This is a genomic window from Ruminococcus sp. 1001136sp1_2201st1_G3_2201SCRN_220225, assembly GCF_040924365.1.
Taxonomy (GTDB): Bacteria; Bacillota; Clostridia; order Lachnospirales; family Lachnospiraceae; genus Blautia_A; species Blautia_A faecis.
Genome location: NZ_JBCOME010000024.1, coordinates 24,134 through 39,641 on the forward strand (window position 1 = coordinate 24,134; position 15,508 = coordinate 39,641).

Annotated in this window: 11 protein-coding genes and 1 pseudogene; 11 read left to right on the forward strand and 1 reads right to left on the reverse strand. The window is 43.1% G+C overall.

The features are described 5' to 3' along the window. Positions 1 to 259 precede the first annotated feature (259 nt). From AB5642_RS09440 to AB5642_RS09465, 6 genes and pseudogenes are all read left to right on the forward strand, one after another. Positions 260 to 3,139 (forward strand): translation factor GTPase family protein, encoded by a 2,880-nt coding sequence (locus tag AB5642_RS09440; RefSeq protein WP_195391693.1) that lies wholly within the window; start codon positions 260 to 262, stop codon positions 3,137 to 3,139. 131 nt (positions 3,140 to 3,270) lie between these two features. Further along, positions 3,271 to 3,771 carry a transcription elongation factor GreA gene (gene greA, locus AB5642_RS09445; RefSeq protein ID WP_173718207.1) on the forward strand — a complete coding sequence of 167 codons (501 nt, stop codon included), beginning with the start codon at positions 3,271 to 3,273 and terminating at the stop codon, positions 3,769 to 3,771. 358 nt (positions 3,772 to 4,129) lie between these two features. Continuing rightward, a complete protein-coding gene (locus AB5642_RS09450; RefSeq protein WP_195391685.1) occupies positions 4,130 to 5,899 on the forward strand; it encodes a Na/Pi cotransporter family protein in 1,770 nt (589 codons plus the stop codon). Positions 5,900 to 6,196: 297 nt separating this feature from the next. After that, the gene (locus AB5642_RS09455; protein ID WP_187565460.1) at positions 6,197 to 6,883 is read left to right on the forward strand and encodes a response regulator transcription factor; all 687 of its coding nucleotides are present in this window, start codon (positions 6,197 to 6,199) and stop codon (positions 6,881 to 6,883) included. After that, positions 6,880 to 8,214 carry an ATP-binding protein gene (locus AB5642_RS09460; RefSeq protein ID WP_195391684.1) on the forward strand — a complete coding sequence of 445 codons (1,335 nt, stop codon included), beginning with the start codon at positions 6,880 to 6,882 and terminating at the stop codon, positions 8,212 to 8,214. Before AB5642_RS09455 ends, AB5642_RS09460 begins: the two co-directional genes overlap by 4 nt. 19 nt (positions 8,215 to 8,233) lie before the next feature. Beyond that, a pseudogene (locus AB5642_RS09465) lies at positions 8,234 to 8,284 on the forward strand (DUF6783 domain-containing protein); the annotation flags it as partial. 35 nt (positions 8,285 to 8,319) lie between these two features. Here the strand turns inward: AB5642_RS09465 and nagB are convergent. Next, positions 8,320 to 9,045: a glucosamine-6-phosphate deaminase gene (gene nagB / locus AB5642_RS09470; protein WP_173718210.1), complete on the reverse strand. Its 726-nt coding sequence runs from the start codon at positions 9,043 to 9,045 to the stop codon at positions 8,320 to 8,322. A 258-nt stretch (positions 9,046 to 9,303) separates the two neighbouring features. Between nagB and AB5642_RS09475 the strand changes: the two genes are divergently transcribed. From AB5642_RS09475 to AB5642_RS09495, 5 genes are all read left to right on the forward strand, one after another. Further along, positions 9,304 to 11,046 carry a sensor histidine kinase gene (locus AB5642_RS09475; protein WP_195391683.1) on the forward strand — a complete coding sequence of 581 codons (1,743 nt, stop codon included), beginning with the start codon at positions 9,304 to 9,306 and terminating at the stop codon, positions 11,044 to 11,046. After that, complete coding sequence (locus tag AB5642_RS09480; RefSeq protein WP_195391682.1) at positions 11,021 to 11,776, forward strand: response regulator; 756 nt, start codon at positions 11,021 to 11,023, stop codon at positions 11,774 to 11,776. The genes AB5642_RS09475 and AB5642_RS09480 overlap by 26 nt, the downstream gene beginning before the upstream one ends. After that, on the forward strand, positions 11,760 to 13,019 hold the full coding sequence (locus AB5642_RS09485) for an ABC transporter substrate-binding protein (RefSeq protein ID WP_195391681.1): 1,260 nt from the start codon (positions 11,760 to 11,762) through the stop codon (positions 13,017 to 13,019). The genes AB5642_RS09480 and AB5642_RS09485 overlap by 17 nt, the downstream gene beginning before the upstream one ends. A 178-nt stretch (positions 13,020 to 13,197) precedes the next feature. Then, positions 13,198 to 14,475 carry an ABC transporter substrate-binding protein gene (locus AB5642_RS09490; protein ID WP_195391680.1) on the forward strand — a complete coding sequence of 426 codons (1,278 nt, stop codon included), beginning with the start codon at positions 13,198 to 13,200 and terminating at the stop codon, positions 14,473 to 14,475. Positions 14,476 to 14,558: 83 nt separating this feature from the next. Continuing rightward, entirely contained in the window at positions 14,559 to 15,494 is a 936-nt protein-coding gene (locus AB5642_RS09495; RefSeq protein WP_227199100.1) for a carbohydrate ABC transporter permease, read from the forward strand. The last annotated feature ends 14 nt before the right edge of the window (positions 15,495 to 15,508 follow it).

Below are 15,508 nucleotides of genomic sequence, written 5' to 3' on the forward strand. Positions count from 1 at the left end.
GAGGTGTTTTTTGTGAACAAAGTTCACAGAAAACCCGAGAATTGCGGCGCGAAATCATGCTTTGCATGATTTCTGTGCATCGCGAAGCGCGTTACTGTGAACGGAGTGAACAGTAACCTGGTGATTTATTGAAAATAATGAAATAAACACCTGTGTCTCGACTGGCGCCTTCTGTTGTGATATACTAAAACAAGAGATTTTTACAACAGGAGGCGTTTTCGTGGGTGAACAGTCAGAGAAAATAAAGAAAAATATTTGTATGGGGCTGCTGGCTCATGTAGATGCAGGAAAAACTACATTGTCAGAAGCACTTTTATATTTAAGCGGAAAGATACGAAAGCTTGGAAGAGTGGATCACAAGGATGCATATCTGGATACTTCACCCCTTGAGCGTGAGCGGGGAATCACGATTTTTTCCAAACAGGCAGTGCTGGAATTCCCGGAAACAAGAGTTACCATTCTGGATACGCCTGGACATGTGGATTTTTCTGCAGAGATGGAACGTACCTTGCAGGTTCTGGACTATGCAGTGCTTTTGATTAACGGTGCAGATGGTGTGCAGGGACATACGGTGACTTTATGGAAATTGCTTGAGCGATACCAGATTCCCACATTTATTTTTGTGAACAAAATGGATCAAGATGGAACGGATCACGATGCTCTTTTGACTGAATTGAAAAAAAGGCTGAATGAGAACTGCATGGATTTTTCAGAGAAAGGAAATCCTGATGGAGACTTGAATCCGGAAGTGCTGGCTGGTGAAAAAGAACAGCAGAATTTGATGGAAAATAAATTTTCTGAAGAATTTCTGGAGAGCCTTGCCATGTGTGACGAGGAACTGCTGGAAAAATATCTGGAAACAGGAGAAGTATCCAGGAGAGAGATTACCGGTCTGATCGCAGATCGAAAGGTTTTTCCATGCTATTTTGGCTCTGCCTTGAAAATGGAAGGAGTAGAGAAGCTGATCCACGGACTGGACAGGTACACCAGATGTCCGGTATATCCTGAGGCTTTTGGTGCGAAGGTTTATAAGATCGCCAGAGACGATCAGGGAAACCGTCTTTCCTATATGAAGATTACAGGCGGGACACTGAAAGTAAAAGAACTTCTTATTACCAGCAAGGGAAATGTGGCTGCAGGAGAGGAAGTATGGGAGGAAAAGGCAGACCAGATCCGGATTTACTCCGGCGCCAGATTTGAATTGGTGAAAGAAGTGCCCGCGGGAACCGTGTGCGCAGTGACAGGTCTTTCCCATACTTTTCCAGGACAGGGACTTGGCGTGACGGAGAATTCCAATATGCCAGTACTGGAGCCGGTACTGAACTATCAGATTATTTTGTCGGAAGGCTGCGATGTGCACCAGATGCTGAAGAAGCTGAGAGAACTGGAAGAGGAAGATCCTCAGCTTCATATTGTATGGGACGAGCAGCTGGGAGAAATCCACGCCATGCTCATGGGAGACGTGCAGATCGAGATCCTGAAAAGGCTGATCTGGGAGCGGTTCCATGTGGCTGTGGATTTTGGAACGGGAAATATTGTATATAAAGAGACCATTGCGGCACCTGTGGAAGGTGTGGGACATTTTGAGCCTTTGCGCCATTATGCGGAAGTTCACCTTCTTCTGGAACCAGGGGAGCAAGGAAGCGGAATGCAGTTTTTTACCGCCTGCAGTGAGGATGTGCTGGACCGGAACTGGCAGAGACTGATCCTCACCCATCTGGAAGAAAAGGAACACAGAGGAGTGCTGACTGGTGCACCGATCACAGATATGCAGATTACTCTGCTTACCGGACGGGCCCACCAGAAACACACGGAAGGCGGAGATTTCCGTCAGGCTACTTATCGGGCTATCCGTCAGGGGCTTAAGAAAGCACAGAATGTTCTGCTGGAGCCTTACTATGAATTTCGGCTGGAAGTGCCGGTGGAGGTTGTTGGCCGTGCAATGAATGATATCCAGAAAATGCAGGGAACTCTTCTTCCTATGGAGACAGAGGAAAATACCGCTATTTTGAAGGGAAAAGCGCCTGTTTCGACTATGCGCGATTACCAGAAAGAAGTAGTTTCTTATACAAGGGGAATGGGAAGACTGTTCTGCAGTTTAAAAGGATATGAGCCTTGTAAAAATCAAGATGAGATCGTGGAACAGATCGGCTACGATTCTGAGCGGGATCTAGATAATCCTACCGGGTCTGTATTTTGTGCCCATGGAGCCGGATTTGTGGTGCCATGGTATGAAGTGGAAGAGTATATGCACCTGGATACTGGGATTATGGCAGAGTTTGAGGATGATCTCAGCGAGGAAGACTGGGAGGATGCTGCGTCAGGTTCTGGAAATCCTGCAAGTGGAGACGATACTGCTCAAAGTGCCAGAAATTCAGCATGCAGTGGAGCTGGCAGTACAGGAACTGCCAGAAATACATCTGGAAGTGGAAGCCGTGCGGGAAGTGGTTACCAGCCGCCGGAATCTGCCTACCGTGGAAGCTATGAGGATGACAAAGAACTTCAGGCCATTTTTGAGCGTACCTTTGGTCCGGTGAAAAGAGACCGCGTGTCTTCTTATAAAAAAGTGGTAAGTGCCCTATCTTATTCTGGCAGCAGTTCTTCTGCAAAAAAAGACCAGGAAGAATACCTTCTTGTGGATGGTTATAACATTATTTTTGCCTGGCCGGAGCTGAAAGAACTGGCAGATGCGGATGTCCGTGCAGCACAGACGAAGCTGATGGATATTTTAAGTAATTATCAGGGATATAAGAAATGTACTTTGATTCTTGTATTTGATGCCTACAAGGTGGAGGGACACCAGGAGGAAGTGCTTACTTATCACAATATTCATGTGGTTTATACAAAAGAAGCGGAGACTGCCGATCAATATATTGAAAAAACAGTTCACAAAATCGGCAGACAGCATCAGGTAACGGTTGCTACTTCAGACGGACTGGAACAGATTATCATTATGGGGCAGGGCGCCAGTCGTATTTCCGCAAGAGGTCTGAAAGAAGAAATCGAAGAGACTAGAAAGCAGCTCCGCCAGGAATGGCATCAGCACCGCCAGTCCAGTCATACCTATCTCTTTGATCATGCAGATGCTGAGACTGCGAAGCTGATGGAAGAAGTCCGACTGGGGAAAAAGAAATTATAGGGTTTCTGTTCATGGAGTGAACAATAGCATTATTGGAATTAATGTTTTCCATTGGCAATTTGACAAACTCTTTGCCATCTGTTAAGGTGGTGTGCAAAGTGGTGTTGCAGCTATAAAGGAGATGTATAAAAATGAGAGAGAAGCTCACCAAAAAAGACGTAGAGAAAATTGAACAGGAGATTGAGCACCGTAAGCTAGTTGTCCGCAAAGAAGCAATTGAGGCAGTAAAGGAAGCACGTGCCCAGGGCGATTTAAGTGAGAATTTTGAATACTACGCTGCCAAGCGTCATAAGAACCAGAATGAGAGTCGTATCCGCTATCTGGAGAATATGTTAAAAACAGCAACTATCGTTTCTGATAAATCCAGCAGTGACGAGGTTGGAATGGATGACATTGTAGAAGTTTATTTTGAGGAAGATGACGAGATTGAGAAATATAAGCTTGTTACTTCCATCAGGGGAAATTCCATGGAGAACAGAATCAGTATTGACTCTCCGATTGGCATGGCACTGAAAGGACATAAGATTGGCGACAGAGTGGAAGTAAAGGTAAATGACAATTACAGTTATTTTCTGGAAATCCGCTCCATCGATAAAACCCATTCAGAGGAAGAGGAAATCCGAGGATTTTAAAAGTATTAGAGCGTGTAACAGTGAAGATACGGAATCATTACACGTATTATATAAAAATCCCGCATGAGATATGCAGTGATAATTGTAAAATTATTCTTCATGTTTCCTGTGGGATTTTTTGAATGTAAAATTTGGAAAATACAGTAAAATCAACTATCAAACAAATATTTTACATTTTCAACAGCCTGGCTTTACATTTTTCCTGTATAAGAAAATCCAAGATTGTAAAGTATTTTACATATATTTAACATTCTTCTCACCCGAAACTTTACATAGCCCACTTATATTGGTTTTGTAAACAAAAGAAATTAAGAACCCAATAAACTTTTAAAAGGATAAAAAAAGGAGAGGAAACGTAATGGATTTTTTTAGCATTCTGACATTAGTCGGCGGACTGGCGATGTTCCTTTATGGAATGCAGGTAATGGGAGACGGTCTGGAAAAGCTTTCCGGCGGTAAACTGGAAAAGATTCTGGAAAACCTTTCATCTAACCGTGTGAAAGCAGTTTTGGTTGGTGCAGCAGTTACTGCAATCATTCAGTCTTCATCGGCAACCACAGTTATGGTAGTCGGCTTCGTAAACTCGGGAATCATGCATCTGTCCCAGGCTGTTGGCTTTATTATGGGCGCAAATATCGGTACTACTGTTACCGCATGGATTCTCAGCCTGGCAGGAATTGAAAGCTCCAATTTCTTTGTAAGACTTTTGAACCTAAACTCATTTTCACCGATTCTGGCATTGATCGGAGTTGTTTTTATTGTCTTCCTTCATGATGAAAAGAAGAAAGATATTGGAAACATTCTGGTTGGTTTCGCAGTGCTGATGTTCGGTATGAATACCATGAGCGGTGCCGTAAAACCTCTGGCAGAGGTACCGGAATTTACAAACATCCTTCTGAAGTTCTCCAACCCTGTTTTAGGTGTGCTGGCCGGTGCACTTCTGACTGCTGTTATTCAGTCTTCATCAGCTTCTGTTGGTATTCTCCAGGCGCTTTGTGTAACTGGTGCAGTCCGTTACGGAGCAGCGCTTCCGATTATCATGGGACAGAATATTGGAACCTGTATTACAGCAATGCTTTCTTCAATCGGTGCTACTAAGAATGCAAAACGCGCAGCAATCGTTCATCTGTACTTCAATATTGTAGGAACTGTTACATTTATGGTTGTATTCTATGTGCTGAATGGATTTTTACATTTCTCTTTCATTGAAGAAGTGGCAGGTCCTGCCGGCATCGCAGTGATCCACAGTGCCTTTAACATCATTGCAACACTTGTACTTCTTCCATTTGGAGATATGCTTGTAAAAATGGCATGTGCAACTGTCCGTGATACAAAAGAGGAGAAAGTTATTTCCGCAGAAGATCAGGAGTTTATGATCCTGGAATCCCGTTTTCTTAGTAATCCTGGTATTGCTATTGAGCAGAGCAAAACAGCTGCCAGGAAAATGGCAGAGCAGTCCAAAACCGCTTTGAACCTTTCTTTTGGTTTGCTGGATGATTTCCAGGAGGAGACAGCTTTCCGTGTGGAAAAGATTGAAGCAAAGGTTGACCGCTATGAGGACGAACTGGGAACCTATCTGCTCAAGTTGAATCAGAAAGATCTTTCTCTGGAAGACAGCCACAGCTTGTCCATTATGCTTCACTGTATCGGAGATTTTGAGCGTATTTCCGACCACGCACTTAGCATTATGAAATCTGCAAAGGAAATTTCAGAAAAAAATGCCCGCTTTTCAGACAAGGCAGTGCAGGAACTTCACATTATGGAAAAAGCCGTGTCGGATATTGTGGAAAAAGCGTATAGCGTTTTTGCAAACCAGGACATGAGAGCAGCCGAAGAAATTGAGCCTTTGGAAGAAGTGATCGATGAGCTCAGCCGTGAGCTGAAAAGACGCCATGTAAATCGTCTTCGTGCCGGAGAATGTACAATAGAGATGGGATTTGTGCTTTCTGACATTACAACCAGCCTGGAGAGAATCGCAGATCATTGTTCCAATATCGGAGTCTGTGTGACTCAGGTACATGAGGATCTTTATGATACCCACAGTCACCTTGACACTGTAAAAAATGCACCGGGAGAACATTTCCATCACGAACTGGAGGTTGCCCGTGTGAACTATATGCTTCCGTAACCGGGAGAGTAGATGTTGCCAGTTGCTGCTCTGGAAAAATTCCTGTGAGAATCATTTCCGGAGGCAGCGACTGGTAATATAATTTTTGCGGCGCGAAAACATGCAAATGCATGATTTCTGTGCATCGCGAAGCGTGTTACTGGTCAGGTCGTGAACGGTAACCTGTTTTCCTGCTTTTTACCGTGACTTTACAGTTGTGCACTTGTATAAGGGGAAAAAAGTACGTATACTAAGAAATAATGATGATTTACAGGTAATGTAAAAAATAGGTAAGACATGGGAGGAGAATACTAAAAAATGATTTTTTGTGTTGAAGATGATAACAACATCCGTGATCTTTTAGTATATACATTAGAGACGACCGGATTTCATGCAAGGGGTTTAGAAGACTCCCAGGAATTGTGGAAAGCCCTCGCAGAAGAGGAACCAGAGCTGATTCTTCTTGATATTATGCTTCCTGGAGAGGACGGATATTCCATTCTGGAAAAACTGAAGAAATCCTCTGGAACAAGAGATATTCCAATCATTATGGTAACTGCCAAGGAAGCAGAATTTGATAAGGTCCGTGCCCTGGAAGCCGGTGCAGACGATTATATTACCAAGCCCTTTGGAATGATGGAATTTATAGCCAGGGTGAAGGCTGTGCTCAGGCGCAGCAGCCGTCACGGAGATGACAGAGAGTTTAGCTGTGAGGAACTTCGTATTTTCCCGGGCCGTCATCAGGTATACTGTGATGATCAGCCTGTGGAGCTTACCCGCAAGGAATTTGAACTTCTTCTGTATCTTATGGAAAACAGAGGAATCGTTATGACCCGTGACCAGATTTTGTGCCATATATGGGGCTATGATTTTGACGGGGAAACCAGAACTGTGGATGTACATGTGCGGACCCTGCGGCAGAAGCTTGGGGATACTGGAAGACTGATCGAAACTGTCCGCGGCGTAGGTTACAGAATGGCAGATAAAGGAGGCACTCAGGGATGAAAAAGAAAATCCTAAGTCATACCAGTGTGATGATCATTCTCACGGTTATCCTTACCTTTATAGCTGCCAGCTTTGTGATGTATGATAAGTATAATAGTACCATGAAAAAGGGTGTACGGGATGAAGCAGAATATGTAAAAGTGGGGATAGAAGAAGTTGGAGAAGCATATTTAAGCGGAAATGTGGGAAAAACCACAGATACTCGTATTACGCTCACCGATTCAGAGGGAAATGTGCTCTATGATAATGAGGCAGAGGCTTCAAAGCTTCCAAACCACAGCAGCCGTCCGGAATTTGTCCAGGCTATGAAAAATGGACAGGGAGAAATCGTTCGTTATTCGGAAACCCTGTCGCACCAGACCTTTTATTATGCAGTAAAGCTGAATGATGGCAGAATTCTCCGCCTGGCAAAAACAACAGACAGTGTGTTCCATACGTTGCTTAGCAGTTTTATCTGGCTGGGACTTTTGATGCTGTTAATCATTCTGGTAGAGATCGTGCTGGTACAAAAACAGACAAAGAATCTGATTGAGCCGGTGAACAATCTGGATCTGGAGCATCCTCTTTCGAATGTGTGCTACGAAGAACTCCGCCCTTTGCTGATGCGGGTGGATCAGCAGAATAAGCAAATTGCAAGCCAGCTGGAGGAGTTGAAGAAGACAGAGGCTGTGAGAAGGGAATTCTCTGCAAATGTTTCCCATGAGTTAAAGACACCTCTGATGTCCATTTCCGGTTATGCGGAGCTGATGATGAATGGAATGGTGAGACCGGAGAATATTGCCGATTTTTCAGGACGAATTTATAAGGAGGCCAATCGTCTGGGAAATCTGGTGGCAGATATTATCCAGTTGTCGCGTCTGGATGAACAGCAGGATGCAGTGGTCTCCATGGAAAGTGTAGAGCTTGATGAGCTGGCAAAGGATGTGGTAAACAATCTCCGGGATCATGCGGAAAAGAAAAATATTTCGTTGGATTATTGTGGTATTCCAATCAACATTCAGGGAGTACGGCATGTTTTATATGAAATGCTGTACAATATTGCGGACAATGCTGTTCGTTACACCAATCCGGGAGGACACATTCATATTTATGTAGGCAGAAAAGGGGATCGTCCTTTTTACCGGGTTGAGGATGATGGAATCGGAATTCCAAAATCTGAACAGAAAAGAATATTTGAGAGATTTTACCGGGTGGACAAAAGCCATTCGCGGCAGACCGGAGGAACTGGTCTTGGACTGTCCATTGTAAAGCATGGGGCAACCTTACATCATGCACAGATCAATGTGGACAGCGATCTTGGAAAAGGTACAAAAATGGAGCTGCTTTTTTAGAGCGTGTTGAAAAAGGCTTTCTGCAAATTGTGACGTACAGCTTGCAGAAAGCCTTTTTGGAACATACTGAGGCAGCTCCTTTTTATATAAGCATAAATAAAAAAATTACAGTTCGCTCAGTGCATCCTCATCTGCCACAATAATTGCATTGGGATGGAACTGAAGGATGGAAGCCGGGCACTGTGGGGTAACAGGTCCTTTGATCGCAGCAGCGAGAGCCTTAGCTTTATTCTTGCCGTTAGCTACAAGAAGAATGGTCTTTGCGCTCATAATATTGCCGGTTCCCATAGAAATAGCCTTGCGTGGCACATCCTCCTCGCTTGCAAAAAAACGCTTATTCGCCTGGATGGTAGCCTCTGTAAGATCTACACAGTGTGTGCCAGCCTGGAAATGGTCGTCTGGTTCATTAAATCCGATGTGGCCATTAGGTCCTATTCCAAGAAGCTGAAGGTCTGCAGCTCCCATATTCTTAAGCAGCGTATTGTAAGCTTCGCAGCAGGCCTCTGTATCCGGATTGGTTCCGTCCGGAACATAGGTATTCTTAATATCTATATTGACTCTGCTGAACAGGTTCTTGTTCATGAAGTAACGGTAGCTCTGGTCATTGGATCCGTCCAGTCCGACATATTCGTCCAGGTTCACAGACTTTACATGGGAAAAATCCAGTATTCCCTCTTCATACATAGCAGCCAGCTGATCGTAGGTACCTACCGGGGAAGAACCGGTAGCAAGACCAAGGATACAATCCGGTTTGGACAAAATAACACCGGCGATAATGGTAGCTGCAGTACGGCTCAGCTCTTCATAATTCTTAACTTTAATTACTTTCATTTTACCTCTCCTTCTTTGTCAATAAGTGAGTATGATCACTTTAACAAGGTGCAAAAAAATGACGGCATTATCAGAATGCTGTCATATAAAAACCCTGCCCTTGTTCCTAAGACAATATCAGTATACCCTATATTTGGGCGAAATGCCATAAATATTTCTGCTTTTTTTTGCTTTTTTTGGTGAAAACTGATTGCAAGTTTCGAAAGCTTTTCCTATAATGAATTTATAACATAGAAATTTACCCTGGGGATAAATAAAATGAAAAAAACGTACACCCTGAAAAGGGAACTTACTCTTCTGATGATAGTGACCTCTGTATGCACCCTGCTGTCTGTATGCGCAGCTGTTTTCTATGTCTTTTTTTCTTTCTTTTTCCAGAAAACACAGGAAGATATTGAATATGTACTTCGCTATACCAGTCAGCAGTATGAGGCGCATATGCAGTTTATTGAGGATAGCGTGATCGCCATACGTCATAATACGGTACTGGATGAATTTTTTCAGAAGGAAGAATACGACCTGGAGGAAATAGAACCACAGCTTTCCTACAGCATGGAACTTTTTTCAGAGCGGAATATGGTAGAACGTCAGCTGCCTTTTGTCACTGGAATTTATTTGTTTAATAATGGAAATGAATGTATTTATGAGCACTATTATGCAACTACCCTGGCAGCAGGGAGAGAACAGAAGCGAAAATACGAAAAACTACAGCAGGAGTTCAAAGGCACCAGTGACCAGTATGCCTGTTTGTCCGATGAAGATGAATTGAATATTTTTTTTCGTATTTATGATGAGAATATGGCAGAAAAAGGAACCGGAATCGTGCAGATCAGCCAGAGTGCAGTAGCGAAAGTTCTGGAAACGGTACAGCTGTATCATAATGGAGGATGGGCAGTCCTGGACAAAAATGATCAGTTGCTTGTCTCAGAAGGCGCCCCGGAGCTGGTGAAAAAGCTGCAGACCTCTGAGAATTCATGGAGTGGAACAAAAGACCTGGAGGGTGCGAAAGTGATCGGCTATGGAAATCCCTGCGGATTTGGAGTACGCACGGTGATCACAGTGGGATATGGGAATATTTTTTCTATTTTGAAGCCCACTCTTTTTATTGTTCTTGTGGGTTTTGTTGTGGTACTGGGAATTGCATTTCTGGTTTCATATGCTATCAGCTACCGCTTTACAAAACCGGTCACCAGGATGATCCAAAGCATACAGGCCTTTGGAAAACCGGATCTGAATGTCAGAATGGAAGATTCTTCTATTCTGGAGTTTCATGACATGGGGATCGTGTTTAATGAGATGGCAGACAGAATCGAATATCTGATCACCCAGGTTTATGAAAAAGAAATTGTGGCAGCCAGATCCCAGGTAAAATATCTCCAGTCCCAGATAAATCCCCATTTCCAGTTTAATATTCTGGCCATGCTGAGTCTGAAAGCGAAAATGGCAGGAAATGAAGAAGTTTACGATGGGCTGAATGCTTTTTCCAGACTGATGCAGGGCAAGATATTCCGGGAAAAAGAGATTAAGATAAAGGTAAAAGAGGAACTGGAAATCGTTCAGTTCTATTTATATCTGCAGAAGAGCCGTTATCAGGCCAAACTGTCGTATGAGGTGAAGCTTGAGGATGAAAAAATCGGCGAAGATCTGATTCCTCGTCTTCTTATTGAGCCTTTGGTGGAAAATGCAGTTTCACACGGTCTGGAACCAAAGCGGGAAAAAGGAAATCTGCAGGTCCTTTTATATGAAAGGGAAATGCTTTATATCTGGGTAAAAGATGATGGAGTAGGCGTTGGTCAGAATCAGATGAAGGCAGAGGAAAATAAAGAAAACATTCCCCATACCCATGTGGGATGGGAAAATACAAAGAAAATGCTCCGGATCCTGTATGGGGATCATTACAAGTTCCAGGTCTGGAGCGAACCGGGAAAGGGAACGGAAATAGAAATTGCAGTTCCAATTGAAAGAGGTGGAAATTATGTGGAAAGTGATAGCAGCCGATGATGAAGGATACATCAGAGAGGCTTTGCAGAAGCTGATAAACTGGGGAAAAATGAACTGCTCTCTGGAGAAAGTAGTCAGTGATGGACAGGAGCTGTTGGAAGAAATCGGGGAAGAAATGCCGGACATTGTGATCACAGATATACAGATGCCTGGTGCTGACGGGTTAGAAGTATGTAAATATATATACGAAACCTGCCCGGAAACCCAGGTGATCATCCTTACCGCATATTCGGATTTTGAGTATGCCAAACGTGCCATTAAATACAGTGTATGTGAGTATGTGCTTAAGATTTCCATTATAGACGAACTTCCCCAGGCAGTGGAAAAAGCAATCGGAAAGCTGTCCAGACTGAAAAAAGAGCTTGAAATCCAGGAGCATACGAAGGCAGAAGAACCGGAATCATTGCTTGACCAGATCGAACAGTATCTGGAAGAAAATTTTCGCAAAAAGATCACGCTGGATGATATTGCAGATACTCTGCATGTGAACCGCAGCTATCTCAGCCGTTATTATAAGAATAAAACAGGTGTGAATCTGTTTGATGAGATTCTAATAAAAAGGGTGGAAAAGGCGAAAGAATATTTGCAGAGTACAGAGATGAAGACCTATGAGATTTCAGAAGCGGTAGGAGTGGAGGATGCCGGTTATTTCTCTAAAATGTTTAAAAAGATAACTGGGGTATCACCGAAAGAATTCAGGAAAAGAGAACAAAATGAAGAGAAAAATTAGAGCCCTTTTCTTTCGCATCGGAATAGCTGGAAGCCTGCTCCTTGGAGGCTGCGGAAAAGAAGAAAAAGAGCCTGTAACCATCACGATGATTCATGCATGGGGTGGAACCGGTGAAGACCATGTGGCTATGCGGGATATTTACGATGGATTTCAGAAGGAGAATCCGGACATTGAGGTGCAGCTGATCTCCATGCCAGGAAGAAAGGAAATGCTGCGTAAGGTGGAGGACATGATCATGGTGGGAGATATGCCGGATGTGATTACCTTCAGCGGTATGGGACAGAATACAACCTATGATTTTATTGTAGAAAATGATATGGCGCTGGATATTATGCCCTATGTGAAAAAAGATGAAGAGTTTGCCTCCAATATTTCCCAGACCAATCTGAACTATTGGACCACAGAAGAAGGGGAGCTGTTTACAGTGTCAGATGTTTTGTCCTTAAGTGGTGGTTATTGGTATAATGAAGATATTCTGCATGCAGCTGGCGTAAGGGAAATTCCCAGGACCTGGGATGCTTTTCGCGGTATGTGCTACAAGATCTGGAAATGGTCGGAGCGTGAGAATAATGAAATTGCTTCGCTTCAGACATCTCCGGAGGGCTATCTTTATTTTATGGACCATATGCTTCTGGAAGAAGGTACAGAAAAGGACAGAAACGATATCGGTACAATTTCAGAGGTGTTGAAACGGCTGCAGGAAATTTATGTATATTCCACCTCCGAAAATGCAGAATACAGTTATTTGGATGAGACCAGATTGTTCAATGAAGGAAAGCTTGCCATATATGTGAATGGCGTATGGGGCGCTTCCTTGATTTCCGAAAACATTAATGCCAAGTATGCACTGCTTCCAACTACATCCGGGAAAAATCTGTCTTGCGAATCTGCCTGTTTTGGTTATGTGCTTGGAAAAAGTGGAAACGAACAGAAAGAGGAGGCTTCCATCCGGTTCCTGAAATATATGCTAAGCAAGAAGGTGCAGACGCGGATTTTGGAGGAAACAGAGCAGATTCCGGCGAATAAGCAGGTAGTTCTGGATTCTTACGAGAAGGAAATGCCGCGGCTGTTTCAGGCTGCTTCTCTGGTTCTAAGTGCAGAGGATAAAATTGAAGTTCCGGATAATCTGTGGACTTATGAACAGAAAGCCTATTTTACAGAAAACATTTTCAGAGAGCTTACCGGTAAAATTTCACCGGAAGCTTTTACCCGGCAGCTGGGTGAAATGAAAATAGATAAATAGGGAAAATAAAGATAAGGAAAATATTGCCGTCAGGTAAATATTTTCCTTATTTTTATTGTGAAAATGTCAATAAATACCTGTAAATTGCAAATGGGATTCATTCAAAAATACTAAAAACAAGGGTAAAATAAGGACAGTTAAAGCAAAGACGTATAATTTATGAAGGAGGATTTTTGTAATGAAGAAAAAAATGGTAAGTGTTTTACTGGCAGCAGCAATGGGGACTACTGCACTGGTTGGATTTGGAACGACTGCTTATGCAGATGATGATGTTCTGGAATTTTACCATGGATATTACCAGGATGAGAGCGAGTGGGCTGCAGCTCAGGTTATGAGGGATATCTATGATGAGTTCGCAAAGGAACATGCTGATGGATCAGTTACATTCAAACCAATCGCTGTAGAAAACAGAGATGACATTGTAAGTGCACAGGTTGCTGGCGGTTCCTTCCCGGATCTGGTAGATGTAGGCGGTGGCGGAGTTCCGCAGGCAGCACTTTCCCAGGATCTGGTATACGATCTGAAACCGTATATCGATGAAAATGGTCTGCAGGATGCAGTTGGTCTTAACTATACACAGCATGATATGGATGGTCATATTTATGCAGTGCATGATCAGATTGAGAGCCGTGGCTTATGGTATAATTCCGATATTTTTGAAAAAGCCGGAATTACAGAGGAGGCGTTTGCAGACTGGGATTCTTTTGGAGAAGCAATGGAAAAAATCCGTGCTTTGGACGAGGATGTGTACGGATACATTGCAGGACAGGGCTCCAGCTATATTGTAAACACGGTTATGGCTTCCACAGATGCAGGCAAGAAAATGCTGGAATCTGAGCTGACAGAGGACACCATCAATTCAGAGGAATTTGCAGCTGCATTTAAGACTGCTGCAAACCTGGATCAGGCAAATGGTTCTGAGCATACTACAGATGATAACGGAAATCTTATGGCAGAATTTAATACAAATGGTAAGGCTGGTGTTCTTTTCAATGGTGTATGGAATGCAAGTGGAATTGATGCGTCTTTAACAGATGCCATTGAGCCTGCTTTATTCCCTGGAAATATTGCAATCGCTTCTGCAGGCGGCGGACTTGCTGTGGCAAATAACATGAGTGATGAGAAAACAGAGCTGGCACTTGAGTTTATCAAATATATGACAAGTGCTGAGGTTCAAGAAAAAATCTTCACTGGCGTACAGGCAAATCCATGTAACACAACAGTTGATTTGAACGCACTTGCAGAAGAGAGTGATGATGCAGCTACAAGAAAGCTTGCACAGGCTTGTTCTCAGGTAAATGAAGCTGATACTGTAGTGATTGACATGAACTATACCTGGGGATCTGACGTGGACAAAGCTATCATCAATGCATTGATGGAGTGTGCGGTATCAGGAACAGATATTGATGCAAGATTTGCAGCACTTCAGACAGAGCTGATCGCGTTGGTTGCTTAAAGCACACAGCTGTGATGAACAGAAACTATGAATGAAATAGAAGAGGGAGGGGAGAAATCTCTTCCCTTTTTGGAGGTATGAATTTGGAAAATCAGAATGCTGCGAAAAAAAGAAAGAATAAGCTGGGTACGCGGAGAAAAGGATTTATTATAGCGTTTCTTGCGCCTACCCTGATCGCATTTTGCGTATTTTATCTGTATCCCATTATTACGGTGTTTATCACTTCTTTCTGCAAATGGGATTATACCAATATTACTAGTCCGGAGTTTTTCGGCTGGAGCAATTTGTGGGATAATTATGATTATATTTTTAACAAGTATCCATTTTTCTGGGAAGCACTGAAAAATTCAACCACCTGGGCCATTCTTGGAACAGTGGTACAGATTCCCATTGCTGCTTTGATCGCTCTGGCCCTGTCCAGAAAGGTAAAAGGTATTAAATTTGTACGAAATGTCTATATTATTCCGAATATGATCTCAACTGCCGCTATGGGCATTGTATTTTTACAATTGTACAACCCTTCTTATGGAATTATCAACCCGATCATTCGTCTTTTCAACAAAGAATTCAGGGATAATATCCTACTTCTGAAAGGACCGGCTTTTGTGGCCATGACCTGTGCCTATATTTTCTTTACAGGAACTACAACTTTAATGATTTTGGGGAATATTATGGCAGTGCCGGAAGAGGTAAGAGAAGCAGCTATGCTGGATGGGGCAAGCGGTCTGAGACAGGACTGGTATATTACAATCCCTATGATCAAAGGAACTTTAAAAACAGTATCCGTTCTTGCTGCAACCTCCGGCTTCCTTCTTTATAACGAGGTTTATTTCCTGACAAAAGGAGCTGCAGGAACCTACAGTATCAGTTACATTATCCGCGAGCTTGCCATTACCAGTCCGAGAACCCAGTTTGGACGAGCCAATGCAGTGGCAATGATCCAGATCCTGGCTGGGATGGTGATCATTCTGGTGATTAATTTTGTATACAGCATTTCTTTCAGGAAAGAGAAAGAATAAGAAGGAAAAGAGGA

Coding starts and splice junctions, on each gene's coding strand:
- AB5642_RS09455 (WP_187565460.1), top strand. CDS start 6,197: ATGATTTTTTGTGTTGAAGATGATAACAACATCCGTGATCTTTTAGTA.
- AB5642_RS09485 (WP_195391681.1), top strand. CDS start 11,760: ATGAAGAGAAAAATTAGAGCCCTTTTCTTTCGCATCGGAATAGCTGGA.
- AB5642_RS09440 (WP_195391693.1), top strand. CDS start 260: ATGGGGCTGCTGGCTCATGTAGATGCAGGAAAAACTACATTGTCAGAA.
- nagB (WP_173718210.1), bottom strand. CDS start 9,045: ATGAAAGTAATTAAAGTTAAGAATTATGAAGAGCTGAGCCGTACTGCA.
- AB5642_RS09450 (WP_195391685.1), top strand. CDS start 4,130: ATGGATTTTTTTAGCATTCTGACATTAGTCGGCGGACTGGCGATGTTC.
- AB5642_RS09490 (WP_195391680.1), top strand. CDS start 13,198: ATGAAGAAAAAAATGGTAAGTGTTTTACTGGCAGCAGCAATGGGGACT.
- AB5642_RS09475 (WP_195391683.1), top strand. CDS start 9,304: ATGAAAAAAACGTACACCCTGAAAAGGGAACTTACTCTTCTGATGATA.
- AB5642_RS09480 (WP_195391682.1), top strand. CDS start 11,021: ATGTGGAAAGTGATAGCAGCCGATGATGAAGGATACATCAGAGAGGCT.
- greA (WP_173718207.1), top strand. CDS start 3,271: ATGAGAGAGAAGCTCACCAAAAAAGACGTAGAGAAAATTGAACAGGAG.
- AB5642_RS09460 (WP_195391684.1), top strand. CDS start 6,880: ATGAAAAAGAAAATCCTAAGTCATACCAGTGTGATGATCATTCTCACG.